Origin of the sequence: Oceanicoccus sp. KOV_DT_Chl, from assembly GCF_900120175.1 — a bacterium.
Classification (GTDB): Bacteria; Pseudomonadota; Gammaproteobacteria; order Pseudomonadales; family Dasaniaceae; genus Oceanicoccus.
Genome location: NZ_FQLF01000002.1, coordinates 1,970,449 through 1,989,834, shown reverse-complemented (window position 1 = coordinate 1,989,834; position 19,386 = coordinate 1,970,449). Strand labels below are relative to the sequence as shown.

Annotated in this window: 20 protein-coding genes; 13 read left to right on the top strand and 7 right to left on the bottom strand. The window is 47.1% G+C overall.

From position 1 onward, the window contains the following. Positions 1-247: 247 nt before the first annotated feature. Positions 248-1,708: a glutamate--cysteine ligase gene (gshA, locus tag UNITIG_RS13120; RefSeq protein WP_369809198.1), complete on the top strand. Its 1,461-nt coding sequence runs from the start codon at positions 248-250 to the stop codon at positions 1,706-1,708. Between the two features lie 10 nt (positions 1,709-1,718). Further along, positions 1,719-2,315, top strand: coding sequence for an ACP phosphodiesterase (locus UNITIG_RS13115; protein ID WP_101758782.1), 597 nt, complete (start codon positions 1,719-1,721; stop codon positions 2,313-2,315). Between the two features lie 3 nt (positions 2,316-2,318). Here UNITIG_RS13115 and UNITIG_RS13110 read toward each other — a convergent pair whose 3' ends face one another. Beyond that, positions 2,319-2,756, bottom strand: a complete 438-nt coding sequence (locus UNITIG_RS13110) for a flagellar basal body-associated FliL family protein (RefSeq protein WP_101758781.1) — start codon at positions 2,754-2,756, stop codon at positions 2,319-2,321. 119 nt (positions 2,757-2,875) lie between these two features. Here UNITIG_RS13110 and UNITIG_RS13105 point away from each other — a divergent pair, with 119 nt between their 5' ends. From UNITIG_RS13105 to UNITIG_RS13085, 6 genes are all read left to right on the top strand, one after another. After that, positions 2,876-3,361 (top strand): disulfide bond formation protein B, encoded by a 486-nt coding sequence (locus UNITIG_RS13105; RefSeq protein ID WP_101758780.1) that lies wholly within the window; start codon positions 2,876-2,878, stop codon positions 3,359-3,361. 30 nt (positions 3,362-3,391) lie between these two features. Next, a complete protein-coding gene (locus UNITIG_RS13100; RefSeq protein ID WP_159931156.1) occupies positions 3,392-3,727 on the top strand; it encodes a CidA/LrgA family protein in 336 nt (111 codons plus the stop codon). Next, positions 3,720-4,376 carry an LrgB family protein gene (locus UNITIG_RS13095; RefSeq protein ID WP_101758778.1) on the top strand — a complete coding sequence of 219 codons (657 nt, stop codon included), beginning with the start codon at positions 3,720-3,722 and terminating at the stop codon, positions 4,374-4,376. The genes UNITIG_RS13100 and UNITIG_RS13095 overlap by 8 nt, the downstream gene beginning before the upstream one ends. Positions 4,377-4,676: 300 nt before the next feature. Then, the gene (gene rsd, locus UNITIG_RS13090) at positions 4,677-5,219 is read left to right on the top strand and encodes a sigma D regulator (RefSeq protein WP_235015382.1); all 543 of its coding nucleotides are present in this window, start codon (positions 4,677-4,679) and stop codon (positions 5,217-5,219) included. Between the two features lie 199 nt (positions 5,220-5,418). Further along, entirely contained in the window at positions 5,419-5,787 is a 369-nt protein-coding gene (locus UNITIG_RS24365; protein ID WP_235015381.1) for a hypothetical protein, read from the top strand. Next, on the top strand, positions 5,733-6,407 hold the full coding sequence (locus UNITIG_RS13085) for a WD40 repeat domain-containing protein (protein WP_235015380.1): 675 nt from the start codon (positions 5,733-5,735) through the stop codon (positions 6,405-6,407). The genes UNITIG_RS24365 and UNITIG_RS13085 overlap by 55 nt, the downstream gene beginning before the upstream one ends. Before the next feature lie 10 nt (positions 6,408-6,417). Here the strand turns inward: UNITIG_RS13085 and UNITIG_RS13080 are convergent, their stop codons facing one another. From UNITIG_RS13080 to UNITIG_RS13070, 3 genes are all read right to left on the bottom strand, one after another. Continuing rightward, positions 6,418-6,714 carry a hypothetical protein gene (locus tag UNITIG_RS13080; RefSeq protein WP_101758777.1) on the bottom strand — a complete coding sequence of 99 codons (297 nt, stop codon included), beginning with the start codon at positions 6,712-6,714 and terminating at the stop codon, positions 6,418-6,420. Between the two features lie 324 nt (positions 6,715-7,038). Next, positions 7,039-7,776 carry an FKBP-type peptidyl-prolyl cis-trans isomerase gene (locus UNITIG_RS13075; protein ID WP_101758776.1) on the bottom strand — a complete coding sequence of 246 codons (738 nt, stop codon included), beginning with the start codon at positions 7,774-7,776 and terminating at the stop codon, positions 7,039-7,041. A 51-nt stretch (positions 7,777-7,827) separates the two neighbouring features. After that, positions 7,828-8,664, bottom strand: a complete 837-nt coding sequence (locus tag UNITIG_RS13070) for a DUF4124 domain-containing protein (protein WP_145999168.1) — start codon at positions 8,662-8,664, stop codon at positions 7,828-7,830. Between UNITIG_RS13070 and UNITIG_RS13065 the strand changes: the two genes are divergently transcribed. Continuing rightward, entirely contained in the window at positions 8,624-9,430 is an 807-nt protein-coding gene (locus UNITIG_RS13065; protein ID WP_200821290.1) for a hypothetical protein, read from the top strand. The genes UNITIG_RS13070 and UNITIG_RS13065 overlap by 41 nt on opposite strands. Positions 9,431-9,492: 62 nt before the next feature. On the opposite strand, the gene UNITIG_RS13060 is transcribed toward UNITIG_RS13065, so the two are convergent. Further along, positions 9,493-9,972, bottom strand: coding sequence for a TIGR02444 family protein (locus tag UNITIG_RS13060; RefSeq protein WP_145999167.1), 480 nt, complete (start codon positions 9,970-9,972; stop codon positions 9,493-9,495). Between the two features lie 42 nt (positions 9,973-10,014). Here UNITIG_RS13060 and UNITIG_RS13055 point away from each other — a divergent pair, with 42 nt between their 5' ends. The 4 genes from UNITIG_RS13055 (at position 10,015) to UNITIG_RS13040 (ending at position 16,758) form a co-directional block, all read left to right on the top strand. Further along, positions 10,015-11,904: an ATP-binding cassette domain-containing protein gene (locus UNITIG_RS13055; protein ID WP_101758773.1), complete on the top strand. Its 1,890-nt coding sequence runs from the start codon at positions 10,015-10,017 to the stop codon at positions 11,902-11,904. A gap of 291 nt (positions 11,905-12,195) precedes the next feature. Continuing rightward, positions 12,196-12,633, top strand: coding sequence for a hypothetical protein (locus tag UNITIG_RS13050; protein WP_145999166.1), 438 nt, complete (start codon positions 12,196-12,198; stop codon positions 12,631-12,633). 63 nt (positions 12,634-12,696) lie between these two features. Continuing rightward, a complete protein-coding gene (locus UNITIG_RS13045; protein ID WP_159931155.1) occupies positions 12,697-13,635 on the top strand; it encodes an efflux RND transporter periplasmic adaptor subunit in 939 nt (312 codons plus the stop codon). A gap of 9 nt (positions 13,636-13,644) precedes the next feature. After that, positions 13,645-16,758: an efflux RND transporter permease subunit gene (locus UNITIG_RS13040; RefSeq protein ID WP_101758770.1), complete on the top strand. Its 3,114-nt coding sequence runs from the start codon at positions 13,645-13,647 to the stop codon at positions 16,756-16,758. 46 nt (positions 16,759-16,804) lie between these two features. On the opposite strand, the gene UNITIG_RS13035 is transcribed toward UNITIG_RS13040, so the two are convergent. After that, positions 16,805-17,959, bottom strand: coding sequence for a CocE/NonD family hydrolase (locus UNITIG_RS13035; protein WP_159931154.1), 1,155 nt, complete (start codon positions 17,957-17,959; stop codon positions 16,805-16,807). 16 nt (positions 17,960-17,975) lie between these two features. After that, positions 17,976-19,364: an ATP-dependent RNA helicase DbpA gene (gene dbpA, locus UNITIG_RS13030; RefSeq protein ID WP_200821289.1), complete on the bottom strand. Its 1,389-nt coding sequence runs from the start codon at positions 19,362-19,364 to the stop codon at positions 17,976-17,978. Positions 19,365-19,386: the final 22 nt, after the last annotated feature.

Sequence of the window (19,386 nt, the reverse complement as noted above, 5' to 3'; positions counted from 1 at the left end):
AAAAGAAACTTAAAGGTTTATTCCTTGTCGACACTAGCTTGCCCCTTTAAACTTGCCAATCTGACCCTATATTGATTGGTTCCAGCCCAATAACACCCAATAACAGCAGCCGCTACGGAGTAACCATTTTGCCGGATCAACTGACCGAACGTCTGGAATTGCTAACTAGCAATACCAACAATGCGCTGCTAAAAGAAATGCAACGGGGCCTGGAAAAAGAAAGCCTGCGCATCACCCCGAAGGCACACTGGCACAGACCCCACATCCGGTCAGCCTGGGTTCAACACTCACACACCCCAATATTACCACCGACTTTTCCGAGGCGTTGATGGAGTTTATTACCCCGGTGTCTACCGATATCGAAGGTAGTTTACAGTGCTTGCAGGACGTGCATAGTTTTGTCTATTCACAACTGGGAGAAGAACAATTATGGACCGCGAGCATGCCCTGTGTGGTACACGGCGATGAACACATTCCACTGGCACAATATGGCAGCTCCAATGTCGCGCAAATGAAAACCGCTTACCGCCGAGGCCTTGGCAACCGCTACGGCCGCATTATGCAAACCATCGCCGGTATCCATTATAATTTTTCGCTGCCACAAAATTTATGGCAAGCATTGCAACAACAAGATTATGACAAGCGACCGCTGCAGGACTACATCACCGATTCTTATTTTGAATTGATCCGTAACTTCCGCCGCTATTCCTGGTTGTTGGTGTATTTATATGGTGCCTCGCCAGCGGTATGCAATAGCTTCCTAAGAGGTCGGCAGCATCAACTACAATCCTTCGATCACAACAGTGTTTATTTGCCCTATGCCACCGCGTTACGGATGGGTGATTTAGGCTATCAAAGCAGTGCTCAGGAAAATTTAAAAATCTGCTACAACAGCATCGATAATTATATTGAAACTTTACGACAGGCTATAATCAACACCCATCCGGATTATGAAAAAATTGGCACCAATGTCGATGGTAAATACCAACAGCTTTCCGATGCTTTATTACAAATTGAAAATGAATTTTACAGCCCGATTCGACCTAAACGCGTGACCCACTCCGGAGAAACGCCGCTAGGAGCTTTGCGCCAACGCGGCGTTGAATATATTGAAGTGCGCTGTATCGATGTTAACCCCTACTTACCTATGGGAATCGATGCCGACCAGATTCGTTTTATTGATTGTTTCTTGCTGTACTGTTTATTTGAACGCAGCCCGATGTGCGACGACGACGAGCGTGATCATATCAGCCACAACTTAAAAGCCGTGGTTAATAATGGCCGCGACCCCAGCTTGAAGTTAACCACTCGGAATAACGAATACAGCCTGCAACAATGGGGTAATAGTTTACTGGATGGTATAGAGAAAGTTGCTGCGCAATTAGACACCGCTTATGGCGGCACAGATTACCAGCGTATTTGTAAAGAACAGCGAGCCAAAATTACCGACTCATCGCTAACGCCTTCTGCACAGATACTGAGCGACATGCGTTCTCAACAACATTCATTTTTTAGCTTTGCCATGCAACAGTCACAACAACACGGTGACTATTTTCGGCAACAACCTTTGACTGCCGAGCAGCAACAAGAATTTGTTGCCAAAGCACAGCAATCCTTGCAACAACAAGCGGCTATTGAGGCCGCAGACAACATTAGCTTTGATGAATATCTCGCCCAGTATTATCAGCAATATACTGAGCTTGGCTAATTAACCGCTTATGAATTATCTCGCGCACTTTCATCTCAGCCACGGTGATGATGAATTATTATTAGGTGCTTTGTTAGGTGATTTTATCAAGGGACCATTAAAGGGAGAGCGCAGCCCTGGATTAGAACAGGGCATTTTATTGCATCGTAAAATCGATGCCTATACCGACCAACATTCCTTACCAAAACAGGCACAACAATTATTCGCCCCTGAGTTTCGCCGTTATTCAGGGATTATGACCGATGTCGTCTTCGATCATTTTTTAAACCAACACTGGCACCTCTTTCATCATCAGCCGCTAACCACCTTTAGCCAACAAGTGTATCAACTCATTGTTGAATCAACACATTTAACCGCAGCAGCACAGCAGCAGGCCAACAACCTTGCTCGTTATGATGTATTTGAAAATTATAAACATTGGCAAACCGTTGCCGCTGCACTACAGCGTATTGGCCAACGTATTAAACGGGATAATCCGTTGGCACTTGCTGCGGAAGAAATGGAACAACACTATCCAGCGCTGGAACAAATTTTTTTAGAATTTTATCCTCAGCTACAATCACATGCGCAACAAATTAAAAAAGAATTTAATCAGCTATCGCGTTAACCACTAACGCTGCACGATAAATGAATTGAACAACAGGTCATCAACAAAGTGTTTACCTTCTTCTTTGGTCAACATCACCCTGACCTCTTCCAGCACTTCAAGTCGTAATAATTCACGCCCTTCCATCGAGGCTAACTCTTCTTCCGTGGCGCGACTTAAACGCATCACAATAGTGTGGCGAAGATAGGGCATATGATGACGGATCTGGCTCTGCCCGGATGGGCCACCGGCTAAACGTAAGGCAATATCGGTTTTTAAATAACGTAATTTCCCTGCGCCGCCATAATTAACAATAAACGCGGGCTTTAAATCAATATAGCTAGTGGGTGCCGCCACCGCGCCCTCCTCGCCTTCACCTTCCACTGCCTCTTCCTGAGCCCAGAGCACGTTCGAAAACAGGACACTCAGTAAAGTAATGAGAACTAAAGCGGGGAAACGCATGTCTTAAACTCCTAACTGTATTTTATTGTGGAAGATGACGCACTCAGGCTCTTGCTGCTTGAGTCATCCGCCACTTTCGCCTACTGTATCGCTGCTGAAACCAACTGCCCAAGGTGTTTATGCTATTACCCAATCGCCAACAAACAAATCTGTTATTGATCATCAGTGTTATCGGCCTGATGAGCTATGCACTTTATACCCAATATTATCAATATCTGGAACCCTGCCCATTGTGCATGACCCAGCGATTGTTTTATATCCTTATTGCCGTGTTTGCCGGGGCTGCGTTGATTCATCGTGGTAAAGCCAAACTCTATGCTTTTTTGACCACCCTTAGCGCACTCGCCGGTGCGGGGTTTGCCGGGCGACAGGTGTGGCTGCAACATTTGCCGCCGGAACAAGTCCCTGCCTGCGGCCCCAGTTTGCAATATATGCTGGAGACCTTCCCGATCAGCGAAGCCTTAATGACCATGATTCGAGGGGATGGCAACTGTGCCGAGGTGGTGTGGACCTTTTTAGGTTTCAGTATGGGGGAATGGTCACTGGCGTGTTTTCTCGGCTTTGTCGCCGCTGGCTGCTGGCAGTTTCTGCGAAGTGATGGCTAACTAATTATGCCCTTGCTACAAGGAATACTCGTGTTACTGCTTTGCCAAACTGCTGGTGAGGCCATAAAAGCCTATTTTCAACTCAACCTGCCAGGGCCAGTGCTTGGCATGTTCATATTATTTACCGGGCTGTGCTGCTGCCGTGGAGTACCCGCAGCGATTGCCAAAAGCAGCCAAACCTTAATTCCTCTACTGGGCTTGATGTTTCTACCTGCTGCTGCAGGTTTATTTTTTCTCGGTAAGCAATATGACAGTCAGTGGCCAGCGATTATTGCCGCCGTCATCGTCGGCTCACTACTATCGCTGATCTTTAACGCCTTGCTCATGAAGACTCTCAGTAAAAAGCAGGGGGGTCACGGTGGATAAATGGCTCGATCAGCTCTGGTACAGCGAATTATTGGCCAGCCCACTATTTGCCCTGACGCTATCCGTGGCGGCGTTTTATCTGGCAAATATTCTCTACCGCCGTTGCAACGAGCTGCCATTGTTACACCCAACTATTATTGGCGCGATCATCGTCGCGTTGTTACTACCGCGCCTGAATATCCGCTATCAGGATTACCTTGAAGGCAATCAATTGCTGATGTTTTGGCTGGGACCCGCCACAGTGGCGCTGGCGGTTCCACTCTATCAACAACTCCATCTGATCCGCAAAATGGCACTGCCTATTCTCTTAACATTTAGTACCGGGGCAGTATTTGCGGGAGGATCAGCAGTTGTTATCGCTTACTTACTTGGGGCGACTGAAACCACCATGTTGTCGCTACTCCCCAAATCAGTGACCACCCCGATAGCTATTAGTCTGGCCGAAGAAATTGGCGGCCTCACGACGCTGGCCGCTGGCGCGGTGGCCTTAACCGCCGCAGTGAGTATCGCCATGGCGCCCTTTGTGTTTCGCGCGCTAAAAATCACTGACCCCAAAATCCAGGGGTTTTGTTTGGGCATAACAGCCCATGGTATGGGTACAGCCCGCGCTTTTGAAATGCACCCAACCGCGGTGCTTTTTCCAGTTTAGCTATGTGCCTTACGGGTGCGCTGAGTGCCGCGCTCATTCCCTGGGCCGTGCAATACTTCTAAAAACCGCCTCCCACGCTAATCTCTGCACTATTTATTTCATGGCCATCTCCCGCCCACAAGCGTATAAATTAAATGGTCATAGTATCCCAAGCCTTTAGCCTCCCGCGTCAGTGAACACTCACGCTGGCGCAAGCGCTCAAACTAAAATACAAAAAATCTAATAATTTCCTCAACTTAAAGCTTGTTCTTAAAGTAATCCTCACTTATATTAAATCCATAAGCACAGTTTGCTTAATCGATGAACAAACCAGTCGATCATTTATTGAACAAAGAAATCGACAACCAAATAACAATACACAGGGCTATCACTATGCTGGACAATTGCACTATTCAGGAACGCTGGACCGGGGTTAATGAATTAATTGAGCGCTGGTTGCAGGCGCGCCAATCCATTATTGTGAAATTCTGCGATCTCAGCGGTATCCACGAACAACGCACAGAAACTGACTCCCCTAGCACTCGACTACAAACATTCTGCCAACAATTGGTAGATTACCTTTCCGCAGGGCACTTTGAAGTCTATTACGAACTCCTTCGCGAAGCTGAAGCTTTTGCAGACGGCAGCGCAGATCAGGCCCACGCATTACTGCCTGGCATTAACGCTACCACTGCCCAGGCGATGGCCTTTAATGATCGCTTTGTAGACGCTGAAGGTTTATTGACCACTTTGCCCAAAAGCTTATCCCAGCTTGGCGAGACGCTGGAATCCCGCTTTGAGCTGGAAGACCAGTTGATTGACCTGCTGCATGAGTCTCACCGTGAGCAAGTACAGGTGGCTTAATAGCTGCATCACCAACCGTTAAATTTAATCCTCCCTATGCCGATAGCTTTAACTGGTTGTCGGTTTTTTTTGTCTGCAATATAAGCTCGAAGGGGAGTGTAGCTATGATTAAGCCAGCCTCTCCCATGATTATCACCTAGCGACCGTAAGCGACTACACTAACACCACTATCCACTCGCCATCTGGACACTCAAACCTCATGTTAAAACCTGTATTACTTCGCTGTTTAGTTATTGTCCTGCCCCTGTTATTAAGCGCTTGCGATAGCGGTAAGGCCCCGACTCAAAGCTGGGAAAATGCAGTCAAAGGCGCTTATAGCGCAGCCCTATCCCAGGATGGTCAGCGCAGTGTTATCGGCTCTATTACCCACGGCGGCAGCCTGTGGACCACCAGCAAAGGCGAGCGACTCTTTAACTGGAATCATAAGAAGGGTGAATACAGCAATATTATTGCCGCCGGCTTTTCTCCCGATGGCCGCTTCGCGCTAACTGCCGATCACCAGACCATGGTGCTATGGGATGCCACCACGGGGCAATCACTGACTTTCTGGACCGCCCCAACGAAGTGATGGCGGTCGATCTCACCCCCAATGGCAACTATGCCCTGCTCGGTTTGGAAGATTACAGCGCCGTACTGTTTGATGTAAAACGCGGCGGTATTCAACGCACGTTTTATCACACCGATCGCGTTCGCGCCGTCGCCCTGAGTAACGATGGCAAACTCGCCATCACCGGCGCGGAGGATCAAACCGCCAAACTCTGGGATATGAATACCGGCAAGGAATTATTTAATTGGGCACATGCAGACGAAGTCGTCACTGTCGCGCTATCACCGGACGGGACTAGGGCGTTAAGTGTGGCCAAGTACGATAAAGCCGTGGTGTGGGATACCACTACTGGCAAAGCCATTGGCGAACTACCACTCGGTGCCAGCGCGCTTCGCCGCGGCCAAACGTTTACCAGTGCCCGCTTTTCCAACGATAGCAAGCAACTACTGACCGGTAACTCGGACCGCCTGGTGCAATTGTGGGACACCAACAAGCTAAAACTGATTGACCATTGGACAGTGCCCAAACGCGACCCATGGAAACCCACTAGCGCCGCCATCCTGGCCGTGAGTTTTAGCGGTAAAAGCAAACAGTACTTCGCTGTGGCGTCTAATGGTTACACGCACCTTTTAACCCGCTAAAAAGCTGCTGTCAGGGTAAAAAACAGCGATTAATAGCAGCGATGACACCTTTATTCAGAGCCCGCTCACCAAACAATATACCTACACATAAACAACAGATTGTTGAAAGGCGAAAGCCCTGTTGCTGATGGATTTGCAGCTGGCTATCAGCATGATTGTAGTCGTTGTAACTGCTCTCTACGGTGTAAACGGGTTGTTCACTACCGGTATGTTCAAGCTTGGCGTGGATGAAGCCGTAACGGCCTGAGATATAAAAACTATCTGCGGTTTGCTGAGATAAGTAATTGATAAGGTGGAATAACTTCATGAGATACCTCCGTTGGCGGCTACTACTGTCATGATCCCTATCAGTTTTATCGACCTTTACCGTAGATAAATTAGTTTTTGATTAGACTTTTTAAGCATGTAATGAGTCAGTTTAAATAGCTGTATTATTGTATGGCTTACACTATAAATTAACCCTATCCGTCACTACTTGATACTATTTCAACCACCTGCAAAGCTGATAAAAAGGCACCCGTCACTGAAAAAAAACCAGCCTCGAATGAGACTGGTTTTGATGACAAGCAATGGCATCGCCATACTGGAAAGCCGCCACGTTAATCGGCTACTCTCCCCTTGCTTTATTATGCTATTTTTCCGCTTCATCACCTTGAATGGCAATCAACTCAACATCAAATATTAATGTCGCATTCGGGCCGATGGGGCCGCCGCCAGTACCACCAGGGCCATACGCTAAAGCAGAAGGAATAAACAGCTGCCACTTGGAGCCTACTGGCATTAATTGTAAGGCTTCAGTCCAACCCGGTATAACACCACCCACAGGGAAGCTAACCGTAGAGCCGCGCTTATAAGAGCTATCAAATTCAGTGCCATCAATCAGTGTTCCGGCATAGTGCACCTCAACCGTATCTTCGGCACTTGGCTTCGCGCCTGTACCGGCCGTGATGACCTTATACTGCAAACCGCTTTCAGTAGTAGTCACCCCTTCTTTTGCACCATTCTCAGCTAAAAAAGCGTCGCCATCAGCCTTGTTCTGCTCGGCGACTTTATCCATTTCTGCTTGTTGCTCCGCCATTTGCCGCTCTTGGAAAAGCTGCATCTCCTGCATGATTTCTTCCTGTGTCATCAGCTGCTCGCCACCGGCAACAGCATCTTTCACCCCTTGCGAAAAAGCATCAACATCAATAGTAAACGTTTCTTGTTTGATACGCTGGCCCAAACCAATACCCATACCATAACTTACTCGCTGCTCTGCAGTATCCAGAGTGGTGGGCGCAGGCGCTGCAGCTTGCTCTTCATTACAGCCAACCAAAGTGGCACTCACTGCCGCACTGATTGCCGCGGCTAATATAAGGTTACGTTTCATTATTTATCCTGTTTGCTGGTTATGACTTAAACGATTGGGGGTAATTATTATCTATAAGCTGAACCCACCGGGGAGGCTTATACTACTATTGTTTTCCTCCTCTTTAACAGGGGCTTGCATGAAGTTTTCCATTTCTGGCAACTGTTCCACACTTACCTCTACTGCCGCAGTCGGCTTCTCGCTGGAAAAATGCCAACGGCCATTCTCATCCTGCCACTTGTACATCTTTCCCGATGACGCCGAAAGCTGGCCTGGGCTATTGTCAACGGCGGTTTTGACCGGGTTTTGCGCTGTTGGTTCGCTGCCATCCGTCAGATTGGTCAACGATTTCAAATGCTCGACACGGCCCTCAACATTAAAATTCTTTGGTTTCAAACCACTAATATCCGGAATCCAGTCATTGATAGTCATAATGGGCTTACCATTAGGCCCAGTCATGACCATCGGCAGCCCAATACCTAGCAATATAAGTGCTGCAATCATCAACTTTGCGAATGGCTTCATAATACAGACCTTTATTGTATTTCCCATGTCCACTATATTGTTACCAACAACTGTAAACGGCTGCTGAGCGGCAGGGATAGTAGCTAGCCAGACAAAGCAAAGCAATAATCCCCGCCTAATTATCCAGATCGGGACTATAATGTCCTTTGATACTTCGATAAGTGCTATGAAAAGCAGCTTACTAGACGACAATGTTATATTGTCTATAATAATCAAAAACCAGGAAAAACAAAGGGTTACGACAAATGGCGAGCACCAAAAAAAAAGCCCCGCTAAAAAAGCCAGCGCCAAGAAAGCCGCACCGAAAAGTAAAACCAGTGTCAAAAAAGCCACTAGCAAGAAGGTGCCTGCAAAAAAAGCAGCTGTAGCTAAAAAAGTAGCCAAAAAAACCACTAAGCCTGTTAAGAAAAAGGTCCCGGCTAAAAAAGCAGCCGCAAAAAAAACGGCTGTTAAGAAGGCCTCTGCCGTAAAATCGGCTAAAAAAGCACCAGCCAAGGCAAAGACTGCCACTAAAAAAGCGCCGGTTAAAAAAGCCGCCATCAAAAAAGCAACGGCCAAAGCCAAAACTACTGCCAAGAAAGCACCCGTAAAAAAAGCCGCTGCCAAAAAAGCACCGGTTAAAAAAGCAGCGGTTAAAAAAACGGCAACAGCCAAGGTCAAATCTACCACAAAGGCCAAGCCCGCTAGCAAAGCAAAAAAACCAACGTCAAACAAAAACGCTGGCAAGAAGGCGGTGACGACCAAGCCTAAAACCAAAACCGTAAAAAAACCTACTCCGGCTAAAACTTCTGCCAAGAAAGTTGTAGCCAAAAAAGCAACAGCGCCCAAAAGCACTGCAAAGCCACCGGCAGCGAAGGTAACACCAGCCAAAAAAACCGCCGCAAAGCCTATATCCAAAGCTAAACAAGCTGTTAAAAAAGCCGCCGCCAAGGTCATAGAGCTCCAGCAAAAAGCTGAGTTAGAAAAATCAGAAACAACCACGACCGACGCCCCAAGGGCAGCTGAAAAAGCAGTGAAACATCAGGTTCACCGTGTTGAACAAAGCTTGGTCGAAGATCCCTTGGAAAAATTGGAAGAAGAAATACGAAAAGAGAATGCGAAAAGCAAAGCCAAGGAAACAGGACCTATCCGTAGCCTCTTTGATTTTTAATAGAGCCCCATCGTTGCTATAAACTTGTTTTGGCAGGCTCTTGGCAATGAATGTGTCATTGACTAAGCAATAACACGGGTCTCCAATACCTCCAATAAACCGGACACCTTCAACCCATTAGCGCCGGATAAAAATCGCGCATAGGTTTCCAGGTTTATTTTCATAGCTGCGTTCTGCTGCTGCGCTGTAGACAACACCAGTGTGGTCAGTTGCTGCCAGAGCAATTCCTGCTCACAGCGCTCCGCTTCAATTTCTAACGCTTTAACTTGCTCTCGAAAGCCCTCCACACCATCTTGGGTCTTTAAAAAACGCCTGACTGCGCGCAGCGGGATAACGCATTCAGACTGCCATTTTACTGAAACCTTGATTAAGCTGGCCCAGTTATCGCCAGCCAATATTTTTCCCTGCGACCCTAACCAGCAAGCACATAACAGCAGGTTAACATCGGCACCACATTCATCTTGCAACTGAATCAACAGTGGCTCTACGCCTTCCTTGCTATAAGTAGATAGTGAGTATTGCCAAAAAGGATTTTCTTTCATCGATAGGCCCTCAACCGTTTTTATACAGTATAATCCGCCGCCATGATTAAACTCGACCAAATAAGCCTACAGCGCGGTAGTAAGTTCTTGCTGGAACACGCCAGCGCTGTTTTTTATCCCGGCCAAAAAATTGCGCTGATCGGTGCCAACGGCACAGGTAAATCCAGCTTGTTCCAGTTATTACTCGGACACCTCACCGCTGATGACGGCAATGCCACCATTCCTGGCCAATGGCGCATTGCCCATATGGCGCAAGAAGTCGCTACCAGCAACCGTAATGCTTTAGATTACATTATCGATGGCGACCAGCAACTACGCCGGATCGAAGCGGCCATTCAACAAGCCGAAGCAAGCGACCAACACCAGCAATTAGCCAGCTTACATGAGCAACTCGATACTATCGATGGCTATAACGCCCGCGTACGCGCCGAACAATTGATGCTTGGACTGGGCTTTAAACTCAGCGATATCACTAAATCCGCCAACAGTTTTTCCGGTGGCTGGCGTATTCGATTAAATCTGGCGCAAGCACTCATGAGTCCATCAGACTTATTGTTGCTGGATGAACCCACTAACCACCTGGATTTAGATGCTGAGCTCTGGCTGGAACAATGGCTGCAACGCTATCAGGGTAGTCTGTTATTAATTTCTCACGATCGCGATTTTATCGACAGTGTCTGCGAAGGCATTGTCCATATCGAGCACAAAAAACTGAACGCCTACAAAGGCAACTATTCCGCCTTTGAACGGCAGCGAGCAGAGCGCCTGGAACAACAGCAAGCCAGTTATGAAAAACAGCAGCAACGCAAAGCTGAAATTAATGACTTTGTCCGCCGCTTTCGCGCGAAAGCGACTAAAGCCAAGCAAGCGCAAAGCCGATTGAAAGAATTAGCTCGTATGGAGGATATCGCACCCGCCCATGTCGACTCTCCATTTGATTTCAGTTTTCCGGAACCCGTTAAATTTTCTGACCCCTTGCTCAACCTTAGCCAGGCGCAACTTGGTTATGGCGATAAACCCATCGTTAACAATGTGAAATTAAGCGTGCATCCCGGCAGTCGAATAGGTTTGCTCGGCGCCAACGGTGCCGGTAAATCCACCGTAATTAAGTCACTAGCGCAGGAAATTCAATTAATCAGTGGTGAATTTACCAAAGGGGAAAATTTACAACTGGGTTATTTTAGCCAGCACCAGTTAGAAGCACTGGATTTAGATGCCAGCCCGGCGTTGCATATTCAGCGACTCAGTCCTAATGCCCGAGAGCAAGAGATTCGTAATTTCCTCGGCGGTTTTAATTTCCATGGTGATATGGCCCTGGAAACGATTCGGCATTTTTCCGGTGGCGAGAAAGCACGCCTGGCACTGGCAATTGTGGTGTGGCAAAAACCTAACTTGCTGTTGTTGGACGAACCCACCAACCACTTGGATCTGGAAATGTGCCACGCCTTAACGGTTGCCTTGCAAGCTTTTGAGGGTGCGGTGATTGTGGTATCCCACGATCGCCACTTGTTGCGCAATACGGTTGATGAATTTCTACTAATCGCCGATGGTAAGGCGCAATCGTTTGATGGCGATCTGGATGACTATAGCCGCTGGCTAATAGAACAACGCAAAAATACCACCGCCCCGGAAAAAACTACCGTCACCAAAACCGATTCTAAAAAAGAACAACGACAAAGTGCCGCCGAATTAAGAAAAAAACTGCAGCCGATTAATAATGCAATTAAAAAAATTGAACAAGCAATAGAAAAAACAGACCAGTCTCTGCTTGATATTGAAACGACACTCGCTGATAGCACACTCTACGAGGCCGAACAAAAAACCAAGCTGCAAACACTGATCCGGGAACAAGCGCAATTACGACAACAGAAAGACCAGCAAGAAGAACAATGGTTTGAACTTCACAGTGAACTGGAAACCTTGCAGGAATAATTAATTAGGGAGCCTCTGAACAAGTCTATGGCTTACAGGCGAGTTCAGCATCCAGGCATGGCTTTGCAGGCATACTGGCCTACACAAAAAGTAATAACGCGGAGCCTGAGCTCGCCGGTAAGCCCCGAAGGGAACGAACTGAGCATGTATCTACTGCGGCCAAGGACAATCAGCCTTGGCCTTTGGTTTGCGCTTTGAAGCTACCGTTTCAGGTCACGCAGAGACGCTATAGACTTGTTCAGAGGCTCCTTAGTAACTATTTCATTGAAATGCGGCCTGCATTCCAGTAACTTGCTGAGAATATTATCAACCCAACTTGATTCATCCGTAATTATGCGTCAATACCGTCATTTCAGAATCATGGCAATAGTGTTACTTGCTTTATTCACTGGCCAGTCGTTAATGGCCAGCATGATTGACTCCTGCGCGGTTTATGAAGAAACCGGGCACGGCCAAATAGACGCGCATATTGTCGATGGTCTCACCCATGCCATCAATGATTTAATCGGTAGCAACGACAACTCCAGTCATAACGATAAAGATAAGCCAGCGTTAGCAATCGACTGTGAACATTGCTGTCATAGCCAAAGTCACCAACATTTGCTGGCATTACTCCCTGTCCATCAAGATACCGGTACCGCTTACCAACAAACCAACGCACCCCCTTATGACGCCAATCACGCGGCGGTGTATAACAAACCTTTTTACCGCCCGCCTATTCTTGGCTAATTACTACAATTAATGGGTTTTGGCTGCCACCAAAACCTGCCCGTAATTAGTCAGGAAAATATCATGAATAACCCTCATGCCCGCAGCGGCTTAACGCTGTCACTAGTGCTTTGCTGCACCTTGTTTTTGTTAACCAGTCGCCCTGCTGTTGCCAGTTCAGAGCATAATCATGAAGATGAACACGACCACCAAGAAATAAAGCATGTTGAGATAGATTCGGCGATCGCTAGCGATGCCGGTATCAAAACGGCAATAGCAGCAGCTGGCGTTATCCATCAGCAAATAACGGTCTATGGAAAAATAAGCGCTGACTCCAGCAAAGTTAGTCATATCCGCGCTCGCTTCCCCGGCACTATCGGTGAAGTAAATGTTGACCTTGGAGATACCGTTAAAAAAGGACAAGTTCTGGTTAATATAGAATCCAATGAAAGTCTGAAACACTATCCTATAACAGCACCGCTTAGCGGCATTGTCACTGCCCGTCACGCCACCAGCGGCGAGCTTACCGAAGAACAACCGCTATTTACCATCGCCAACTTCGACCAGCTATGGGCGGAGTTTCAAGTTTTCCCCAGCCAAATAGCACATATTGCCGTCGGGCAGTCACTGGCGGTTACTATGGATTCATTGGCCACCAACACCGTTATTAAACATTTAATTCCCAATGATAATGGCGCTCCCTTTGTGCTGGCCCGTGCCGCTATTGATAACCGTAAAAAACATTGGGCGCCAGGCATGTTAGTCACCGGGAAAATTACCACCAGACAACTTGCACGCCCCTTGGTAATAGACAATAGAGCACTGCAATCAGTAGATGGGTCACCGACCGTTTTTGTATTGGTTAATGGTGACTATGAAGTCCGCGCTGTTAATATAGGTCACCGCGATCGCAGCTTTTCTGAAGTGTTAGATGGACTAACTGTAGGCGAGCACTATGTTGTCGAAAACAGTTTTATATTAAAAGCCGATTTAGAAAAATCCGGCGCAGCTCATCAACACTAGGAGAACGCAATGATTGAATCCATATTGCGTCTCTCGATTGAGCGACGCTGGCTTATGCTATCGTTAATACCGCTATTGTTAGTAGCCGGCATCTGGAGCTACCAACAACTGCCAGTTGATGCCGTTCCCGACATCACCAATGTCCAAGTCCAAATCAATACCGAGGCTGCCGGTTACTCACCGCTGGAAATAGAACAACGAATTACCTACCCGGTAGAAACCGCGTTAGCCGGGCTGCCACAATTATCTTATACCCGATCCTTATCACGTTATGGTCTGTCACAAGTCACCGCCGTATTTGAGGAAGGAACCGACCTGTATTTTGCTCGCAATTTAATTAACCAACAGCTAGCTGCGATTAAAAGCGCTTTGCCCGCTGGCGTTGAACCAGACATGGGACCGATCGCCACAGGGTTGGGTGAGATTTATATGTACACCGTAGCGGCATCCGCGAATGCCAAACAAGCCAACGGCCAGGCTTATGACGCCACCGCTTTGCGAGAAATTCAGGACTGGATTATCAAACCGCAACTGGCTCGGGTTAAAGGTATTACGGAAATAAATACCATTGGCGGATTTGACAAACAATATCATGTCACCCCAAAACCACAGCAGATGTTGGCCTACGGTATTGCCATGGAAGATATCAGTAACGCCCTGCGCAATAACAATAATAATCGCGGAGCCGGTTATATTGAACGCAACGGTGAGCAATTACTGGTGCGTTCACCCGGCCAATTGCAAACCATCGCTGACATTGAAAATGTCGTAGTAACAAATATTCAACAAGTTCCGGTAAAAATTTCGGATCTGGCCGAGGTAGCTATTGGCAAGGAATTACGCACCGGTGCTGCCACCCGTAATGGCGAAGAAACGGTATTAGGCACGGCGATGATGCTAGTCGGGGAAAATTCCCGTGAAGTCGCAGCCGCAGTCGCGGCAAAACTGCAAACAATTCAACCCACTTTACCCGCAGGAGTAGTGGTAGAAGCGGTCTATGACCGCACCATATTGGTCGACAAAGCAATTGCCACAGTCCAAAAAAATCTGGTAGAAGGCGCGCTATTAGTGATTGTGGTGCTGTTTCTTTTATTAGGAAATTTTCGCGCTGCGCTGATTACCGCCGCCGTAATCCCTCTTTCTATGTTGGCCACTATTACCGGCATGGTACAAGCCGGGGTTTCCGCAAATTTAATGAGCCTGGGCGCTCTGGATTTTGGCCTGATCGTCGATGGCGCGGTTATTATTATCGAAAACTCTATACGTCGTCTGGCTGAAGCACAGACAGCAAACAACAAACCACAACTACCATTAAAAGAACGTCTGGAAATCGTTTTTCAAGCTACGAATGAAGTCATAAGGCCCAGTTTATTTGGCGTCATTATTATCACTGTGGTCTATATTCCGCTATTTTCTTTAACCGGTGTGGAAGGAAAAATGTTTCAACCGATGGCGGCTACAGTAGTCATGGCATTATCAGCGGCGCTGGTATTGTCCCTTACCTTAGTCCCTGCCGCCGTTGCTATTTTTATGAATGGAAAAATCAGCGAGCGGGAAAGCCCGGTTATTATCCTGAGTAAATCCATTTACCAACCATTATTGTTAGCAGCGATGAAATTTCGCCGACTGGTGCTTTTGGCAGCGCTATCGTTACTCCTATTTAGCGGCTGGTTAGCCACCACTCTGGGCTCGGAATTTATTCCGCAACTCAATGAAGGGGATATTGCCCTGCATGCGATTCGAATTCCTGGTACCGGCTTAGAGCAATCAGTAGCGATGCAAAAACAACTGGAAACAACGATTAAACAATTCCCGGAAGTAGCAGTAGTGTTTGCCAAAATTGGCACCCCCGAAGTAGCTACTGATCCGATGCCGCCCAATGTCGCTGATAATTATGTGATGCTAAAGCCACGCCACCAGTGGCCAGACCCCGCTCTCAGTCAAGCGCAGCTGGTCACAAATATCGAAGCCGCGGTGAAACGATTACCCGGTAATAATTATGAGTTCACTCAACCCATTCAAATGCGTTTTAATGAATTAATTTCCGGAGTGCGCGCCGATCTTGGCATTAAAGTATTTGGTGACGATCTTGAACAATTACTGCGCTCGGCCAATGACATTCTACAAGTCATTCAAGCTATGCCCGGTGCCCGTGACGCACGCGTAGAACAAGTCACCGGTTTGCCAATGTTATCGGTTGTCCCTAAACGCTTAGCGCTAGCGCGCTATGGGCTCAGCATTGATCAACTGCAGGATTTGGTTGCTACCGCCATTGGCGGTGAAGCAACTGGATTAATTTTTGAAGGTGATCGGCGCTTTCAGTTAGTCGTTAGACTTGCCGAAGAGCGGCGCCGGGATTTTGATTATTTACAAAACTTACCCGTATTAATACCTGGCGGCGGCTATATACCGCTGGCGGAAGTTGCCACCTTGGAAATAGCACCTGCTCCTAATCAAATAAGCCGCGAAAATGGTAAACGGCGAATCGTAGTAACCGCCAATATACGTGACCGGGATCTGGGTTCCTTTGTCAGTGAAGCAAAAGAAAATATTGCAACGCAAGTTAAATTGCCCGCCGGTTATTGGCTGGATTATGGTGGTACCTTTGAACAGCTGGAATCTGCCAGCCAGAGATTATCGATCGTTGTTCCAATTACCTTAGCGATTATTCTAGGACTATTAGTGATGGCGTTTAATTCCATCAAAGATGCCGCCATTATTTTCACTGGTGTGCCGCTGGCATTAACCGGTGGTGTTATCGCGCTGTGGCTGAGAGATATGCCTTTATCCATTTCTGCAGGGGTTGGTTTTATCGCGCTGTCGGGGGTAGCAGTATTAAATGGCCTGGTGATGCTGGCATTTATCCGCGATCTTTGGCATGAAAAAGGTGATTTGTTGCTCGCGATAATTGATGGCGCACTGATTCGTTTACGCCCCGTGCTAATGACAGCGTTAGTTGCCAGCCTGGGTTTTGTGCCAATGGCATTAAATACAGGCACCGGTGCTGAAGTACAACGGCCACTAGCGACAGTCGTTATTGGTGGCATTATTTCTTCAACCCTGCTGACTTTATTTGTGCTGCCAATTCTTTATCGCCTGGCTCACAATAAAGATTCACACTAACTCATAAGGCACTCTGGCACCCATAATTTAAATGGTATGCCAGAGTTTAGATCTGTGCCTGCTGATAACTTACTTCTGCTAATTCTGCGGCCATCTCCTGGGTTAAATAGTGCTGATAACGATTGCGCTCAGCTTCAGTATCGGCAAATTGTGATTGGAAAAAGCTAAGAATGGCTACTTTAGTGATCATATGCTGCCGCAATACATTCATTGCTGACGGCAACGGCATTTTACTACACAGGGGCTTCATCGGTTCGTAAATAATTCCCTGTTGTTCAGTACCTATAAGGTGGTGCCAGGAATCGTCATCTGCTGTTAAATCAATTTGGCTCAACACCTGCTTGCAACCTACGCTGTCAGGGTTATCTAACCAGCGCAAGTATTTTGCTGGCGCTGCAAAGCCCGTATGTGAGGCATTGGTAACCGTTACCAGATGCGCCGCTTTCACTCTATCCAAAACGGGTAATGCGTTATCCTGATACTCTACCAAGGCATCAATATCCGCTGCCAGCATCATAAACGGTATAGTATGATGTGCAAAAAAGTCGCGACCAAACATACTTAATGGCCCGGCAATTGAAGCGGCTACTTTAATTCTTGGGTCGCGTTTCTCTGGATGATAGGCCGCCATCGTGGTGGTCATGCCACCCAGGGAAATACCGGTAGCGCCAATTCGCTGCTCATCAATACTGTTAGAAAATAAATGATCTGGCGAATGACTCCACTGCAATAAACTGTCAATGATAAAGCTGACATCCGCAGGTTGATTGACCACATCCTGCACCATAGCGCCGCCGCTGGTGTAATAATTAGTTAATGGGAAATTAGCAGAAGCGACAATATAACCATGACTAGCGAGGTGCTGACCGATATGTGCTCCGCCTTCTTTCATTGACATAAAGCCATGGCTGTAAATAATTAGCGGGTGTTGGCCAGGGGCAATTTTTCCCTGCTGCTCTGGATACCAAATCACCGTATCCAGATTGCGAATATCCATGCCCATGACGTCGCCGTTGGCTTGTGTACCACGATAATTATCAGCCAGATTCTCCGTATAACTGCCAACAGCGTACGGACCTGACTTTAGTATTTCTGCGCTTTTTGAATCAGCTACAAATGGCTCTGGCTGTTTACCAGTAATAAAAATAATGGCACCGATTATTAACAGTGCACTCAGTGAAAACAGGACTTTCTTAATCATCAGGCTACCTTTATATTTATCGTAGTTTTCTAATTTTAAACTTTCTGCCTTTAATTTTACCCTGCTGCAATTGCTGCAAAGCTGCATTCGCCGCCTCACGCTTTATGGCAACATACGCGGAAAAATCAAAGATATTAATTTTCCCGACCACATCACTGCTGACACCACCTGCCCCCGTTAATGCACCCAGTATGTCGCCGGGGCGAACCTTATCTTTACGTCCACCGGCAATACACAAGGTTACCATGGCCGGCGTTGCACCCTCGGCTATAGTAGCATTAAGACTTTCAACGGCCTCAAAACTTAGACTTACTTTTTGGTAATCTTCAATCGCCGCCAGCTTGTATTTTTCTTTATCTGTGAACAAAGCAATCGCCAAACCCTCTTTACCTGCCCGGCCGGTACGTCCAATACGGTGAATATAGATTTCAGGGTCTCTAGGAAGCTCGTAATTAATCACTGCCGGTAATTCTTCAATATCCAAACCCCTTGCAGCCACGTCGGTAGCAACTAATAATGAACAACTACGATTGCTGAATTGCACTAATATTTGATCACGATCACGCTGCTCTAAATCGCCGTGTAGTGCTTTGGCATGAAATCCGGCATGTTGTAAACTCTCACAAACATTTTTTACTTCTTTAATCGTATTACAAAAAATAACCGCAGACTCCACCGCAAAATAATTTAGCAACCGCTGTAAATCATCCAGTTTACTTTCCCTGCCACAAATAAATAAATGCTGGGCAATATGCTGATGACTATGCAAAGACTCGACACTAACTTCGACGGGTGATTTTTGAAAACTGGCGCTAAGGGTTTTTATTTTTGCCGGGTACGTCGCGGAAAACAATAAGGTCTGGCGCTGCTCAGGAGTATGCTGGATGATATGCTCAATATCATCATAAAACCCCATATCCAACATGCGATCCGCCTCATCCAGCACTAACGTATTAATGCGGCTTAGTGCCAAGGTTTGTTTGCGCAGATGATCTTTTATTCTTCCCGGTGTACCCACCACAATATGCGCACCGTGTTCCAATGATCCGATTTGCGGCCCGATGGACTGGCCTCCGCATAACACCACTACTTTGATATTCTGCTGGTAGCGTGCCAACTTCCGTATCTCATTAGCAACCTGGGTACTTAATTCCCGGGTTGGGCACAACACTAAACATTGGGCAGCAAAATCCCGTGGATTGATTTTTGTCAGCATCGCAATACCAAAAGCTGCGGTCTTACCACTACCGGTTTTGGCTTTGGCGATCAAATCCTCTCCCCGTAAAGCCACCGGCAAACTTTGTTGTTGTATCGCCGTCATCTGCTGGTAACCCATGTTGTGCAGGTTATCCAGTTGGGCTTGGGGCAAATTCAAAGAGGAAAAGTCAAACGAGAGATCAGTCACAGTAGCGCCATCAATATAGGTT